Below are 4522 nucleotides of genomic sequence, written 5' to 3'. Positions count from 1 at the left end.
CTGTTCACCCACGCCCCGAAACAGATCACCCGCTACCAGGTGGGCGGACTCCGCCCGTACCTGTCGCAGATGCCCACCGATCCCAGGCTGCTCGCGGACACGCTGGCTCCCCGCCAACTGTCCGGGGAACCCGAGTACGCCCGACTGCTCATCGACGCAGTGGTCGGCCTGGCCACCAGCCAGTACCTCAACCAGGAACAGCGCGCCGCCACGCTGGGCGTCCTCGCCAGGGTGCCCGGCCTCGCCTACCTCGGGCAGACCACCGACCTCGCCGGACGTGACGGGCTGGTCTTCGCCGCCTCTGTCAACGGAACACACTCGCAGATTGTCCTCGACCCGCACACCGGGGAGGTCCTCTCCGCCCAGGAACGCATCACGACCGGCCCCCGACCGGGCCTGTTCTCCCACGTCCTCATCCTCGACCGCGGCAAGCACAGCGCCGCGAACGTGGCCCACGTCCCGGAGCTGTCTGCCCGATCACCGGACACGGCCACCAACCCTCAGGCCCGGCGCGTCATCGACCTGGCCCTCGCCGGCCGCGACACCGCCGCACGCGACGCGCTACGCGCCACCGACCCACGCACCCGACAACAACTCGCCGACACCGCCACCTGCCTACTCAGCACCGGCCACGAGCTGACCCAACCCCACGACGGCAACCCCGATGATGACCGGACCGCTGCGGTGCGGTCCCTGCGCGCCGCAGCCGACCACACCCACCGCGCCGCTTGGACGCTGCACGACCCCCTCGACAGCGTCGACCCGGACATCGCCACCGCCGCGCTGACCGCCGTGTCGGCACTGCTCACCGCCGTCGCCGAGACCATGGGGCAGCTACGCCGCCGCGTCCTGCAGTCCTACCCCGCCGCCGCACGCGGCGAATACACCGCACCCGCGTACGCCGACCCGACCACCGAACTACGCCTCACCGAACACGAACTCCGCGACCTGGAACAACACCTACACCAGATCGCCCGCATGGCCACCATCCCCGGACGCACGCTCGGCGAGCTGACCCGCAACCACCCGCCAGATGACCAGCCGTAGGACGCGCTGGCGGCAGCACCCAGGTGCTCTGGGCGCGCATCAACACGAGCAGCATTAGCGACCCAGTCCCGTGACACCACCCTCCGAGAGACCGTCATGACAGAACCCCTCACCTACGAGCGTCTGACCGAACTACGGCGGCTCGCCGCAGGCGAACGCACCCCACCCGGCCAGGCCATTTCCGCCCTCGCCCGGTCGGCCGAGGAAGACCCTCCACGGGCGGTCACCGTGAACGTGGACCACCTGCTCTCCCAAGCCTTGCGCTCCGAGAACGGCCGCACCCGCGCCCTCGCCGAGAAGATCCACACCCTCGCCGCCGACCTCGCCCACCGAGTCCAGACCGAGTACCAGGCCCGACGCCAACGCCTGGACGCGGAGGTCACCGCCCTCGAACAACAACTCGCCGAAGCCCGCGCCAGAATCCAATCCCTGGACCGCGACGCCACCCCACCCCAGACGGACACCACCATCACCAAGCCGGCCCCGCACAGAGGCGGTAGGAGCCAGGTCGACGCAGCCGCCGTACGGGCCTGGGCCGCCACCAACGGCTACCAGGTCAAACCCATAGGCCGCATCCCCACCCACATCGTCGAGGCCTGGCGGGAAGCGACCATCCGTACCCAAACCTGATCAACGACTGATGGCGTCCTTGTCGAGTTGATGGTGTTCCCACCAGCTTTGTCGATGCTTGCGTAGGGTGCCATCGGTGCGGGTCAACAGTAGGTGGTTGCCGTTGAACACCAGAGCCGCGTCCTCCGTGCTCCCGTTCAGGATCCGTGCCGCAGTGGCCAGCATGTTGGGGATCCCTTTTTCAGCGAGGACCTCTTTGCGCATGTAGAAATCGACATCAACGTAAGATTTCGGCTCCCAGGTCCACAGGGAGCCGTCATCATCCTCCGCGTCGTAGTAGCCGTGCTCCCCGGAGACGAAGTCGATCACATACCCGCACCTCTCGTTGAGGCTTGCGCTCAGCATCCGACGCCCAGAGGTGGTCTGCGTCTCGGTGACCTCGACAGCGGCGAGCTCAGCCACCTGATCCAGGGGGAGTTCACCCGCCAGGGTCAATCGGAACTCGATAGCCATGTCCGCAACCTTCCCTCAGTTCTCAGTCTCGCCGCACGATCTGCACGATCGCGCCACTTCTGGTCACCGCTACCAGTTCCTTCAGCCCAGGTACGGGCCAGTCGTCGAACTGCTTCCGCAGGTCGGCGAGATCTCCGCGCCAGTCCTCCAGGTTCAGTACCACGCGTTGAGTCTGCCCCTTATCGACCTTCTGGGACACCACACCCCAAACGCCTCGTACCGTCTTGGGTGGAGTGGGAGCGTAGCAATCGAAAACGTGACCTTCGATCAGGTAGTCGGGCGACTTCCCCGGGTCGCCCGCATCCCCGGTGTCGAGCCTCGCTTGGGAGATCTCCGGATTCGTGGGGTTCTGGTGGACCCGGTAGCCCATGTGGGCCACGGTGTCGGCGCACTCGTTCTCCAACTCCAGCGAACGCCGTACCTCGTTGTCCTCCCGGGGAGGGATCCTGGTTCGTGACCGGTCGGTGATCCACCTGGAACGCCGGTGGGCTGCCTGCTCCACGGCGCTGCCGCGTCGTTGTCAGCGGAGGCGGCATCTGCCGGCACGACAGCCGGTGAGGTCCGACTATCGCTGATGGGCGGGGCTGGGCTGGTCGGTACGGCTCCGCCAGCCCAGCTCATTCTCCCGATGACCCCAGTTGTCGGGCTTCAGCGATCGCCGCGTCGATGACCTGCCTGGTGGAGCTGGTGCGCTGGACCAGCAACACCAGGATCTCTTTGACGCTCTCCAACGTTTGCAGCATCGGTCCAGGTTCCCCGCCCTGCAGGACCGCGACGACGAGTTGCTGTGCCTCGCTGGCCTGGGAGATCGTTCCCGTTGCCGCATCGCGGATGCCGTCGACGGCGCTCCGCACGGGCATCAGCCCGGCGATTGTCTCCTCAGGGCTGGCTCCTTGTGGAACCGCGGCGGCTGCCTTGGTGGCGTCACCGACCAAAGCGGCGAGGCTGCCGAGGCCACCCTGGATGGTGGTGATGGCGCTACGTACTCGGACCATGCCGGCCGCGATGGCGACGAAGCCCGCGCCAGCGGCCCGTAGGGCGATCTCCTGCGCCTGGTTGTCGGCAGCGGCGGCCAAGGCCTGCGCGCGCTCGACGCCGGCCATCAACGCACGGAGCTCGCTGGTGATCTTTTCGATATGCGACACGCAGTCGACGTTATCGATCAGAGGCAGGTAAGGCCGTGAAGGAATCTGAAAGCTACTTGGATTCCCTGGAACGCGCTATCGACGGCAGCGGATGCTGACCTTTCAGAGACTGTCGGGCGACTGGTGGGGGCGGAACGCGACGCCGAGGCACGTAAACGGAAGGTGTCCCGCCGCAGCCGGGTTAATTTCGCCCGCTCGTCCTCGGCCAACTGCCCGGTAGCGGCCTGACCGCGAGTCTCGCGGCCTGCTTCACCAATTGGTCAGGGTCCCGCTGTTGATCAACTGTCGGAGTATGCGGTGGGCTGGTGTGGGTCGTGGTGGGGTTTCAGGCCGGCGGTGGTGAGTCGGCGGGTGTAGGTGTCGAGCAGTGTGTCGATGGCCGCCTGGTCGCCCAGGCCGGTCAGGGCGTGTACGGCGCGGCGGTGCAGGTCTTTGTTGTAGGGGTCGACGCGGATGGCGGCCTGTAGCAGGGTCCCTGCTTCCTGCAATACGGTCGGGATCGGCTGGCAGCTCCCGGCGGCCCCGCCGTTCCAGCATCGACAGACACCGGTTCGTGGCAATCCGATACAGCCAGGGCCGCATCGATCCACGAAACTCGAATCGGTCGAACGCCCGCCAAGCCCGAACCAGCGTCTCCTGCATGGCGTCGTCCGCGTCATGGACGGAACCCAACATCCGATAGCAGTATGCGTGCAGCTCCCTCTGCAGCGGGCCGACCAGAACGGCGAACGCGTCCGAATCCCCGCCGCGCGCCGCTGACAGCAAGGCCGAGTCGATACTGGAAGCCACGGACCGGTCGTCGCACAGCGGCTCACCGGCCATGCGCCATGAGGGACCACCGCATGATTCACCGCGCTGTTCCGCCGCGATTCGGGTGACGGCCCACGTCCACCGGTTGCTCATCGTGAGCGACGGACGTGCGTCGCCGGGGCGACCGGCGCCGCAAGGTCCCCCAGCGCCACTCGCAACCCAGGCCTCTGCGCATTTGACGTACCTGGCTCTGCACCGGAACCCGTACGCCGACAGTGGGTACGTAGTCGCCGACGGTGGTGTCCCCGTCGTCGGGCACGGTGTGCAGGTCGGCGCCGAACGCGGCTCTGATCAGTGAGGTCGTTGCCGGTGCCGGGCGGACCGTAGAGCAGCACGGGAACATCGGCGTCGCATAGGTTCCGCAGCACGTCCACGTCGGGGCGTTTCGCCAGCAGGCGCGGGTAGTACAGCTGCCCGTTTGGGCGTCTCACCGGCCC

Annotated in this window: 5 protein-coding genes and 2 pseudogenes; 2 read left to right on the top strand and 5 right to left on the bottom strand. The window is 67.3% G+C overall.

Going from position 1 to position 4522, the window contains the following annotated elements; all coding sequences use genetic code 11:
• Positions 1-1047: pseudogene (locus tag GSF22_RS31125) on the top strand (hypothetical protein); the annotation flags it as partial.
• Between the two features lie 96 nt (positions 1048-1143).
• Complete coding sequence (locus GSF22_RS31120) at positions 1144-1677, top strand: Lsr2 family DNA-binding protein (RefSeq protein ID WP_208817484.1); 534 nt, start codon at positions 1144-1146, stop codon at positions 1675-1677.
• On the opposite strand, the gene GSF22_RS31115 is transcribed toward GSF22_RS31120, so the two are convergent.
• From GSF22_RS31115 to GSF22_RS31095, 5 genes and pseudogenes are all read right to left on the bottom strand, one after another.
• Positions 1678-2130 (bottom strand): SitI3 family protein, encoded by a 453-nt coding sequence (locus GSF22_RS31115; protein WP_208817483.1) that lies wholly within the window; start codon positions 2128-2130, stop codon positions 1678-1680.
• Positions 2131-2152: 22 nt separating this feature from the next.
• On the bottom strand, positions 2153-2500 hold the full coding sequence (locus tag GSF22_RS31110) for a hypothetical protein (protein WP_208817482.1): 348 nt from the start codon (positions 2498-2500) through the stop codon (positions 2153-2155).
• A 247-nt stretch (positions 2501-2747) separates the two neighbouring features.
• The gene (locus tag GSF22_RS31105) at positions 2748-3275 is read right to left on the bottom strand and encodes a DUF6244 family protein (RefSeq protein WP_208817481.1); all 528 of its coding nucleotides are present in this window, start codon (positions 3273-3275) and stop codon (positions 2748-2750) included.
• Between the two features lie 278 nt (positions 3276-3553).
• Positions 3554-3763: a hypothetical protein gene (locus GSF22_RS31100; RefSeq protein WP_208817485.1), complete on the bottom strand. Its 210-nt coding sequence runs from the start codon at positions 3761-3763 to the stop codon at positions 3554-3556.
• A pseudogene (locus GSF22_RS31095) lies at positions 3752-4097 on the bottom strand (sigma-70 family RNA polymerase sigma factor); the annotation flags it as partial. The gene GSF22_RS31100 and the pseudogene GSF22_RS31095, both read right to left, overlap by 12 nt.
• Positions 4098-4522 lie beyond the last annotated feature (425 nt).

Source organism: Micromonospora echinofusca (assembly GCF_017614955.1).
In the GTDB taxonomy this organism is placed as follows: Bacteria; Actinomycetota; Actinomycetes; order Mycobacteriales; family Micromonosporaceae; genus Micromonospora; species Micromonospora echinofusca_A.
The sequence above is the reverse complement of the archived record's forward strand: the minus strand, read 5'-3'. Positions and strand labels throughout refer to the sequence as shown.

What these genes read in the sequence shown, in the direction of transcription:
- GSF22_RS31110 (WP_208817482.1), bottom strand. Translation starts at nt 2,500, where the DNA reads ATGGGCTACCGGGTCCACCAGAACCCCACGAATCCGGAGATCTCCCAA.
- GSF22_RS31115 (WP_208817483.1), bottom strand. Translation starts at nt 2,130, where the DNA reads ATGGCTATCGAGTTCCGATTGACCCTGGCGGGTGAACTCCCCCTGGAT.
- GSF22_RS31120 (WP_208817484.1), top strand. Translation starts at nt 1,144, where the DNA reads ATGACAGAACCCCTCACCTACGAGCGTCTGACCGAACTACGGCGGCTC.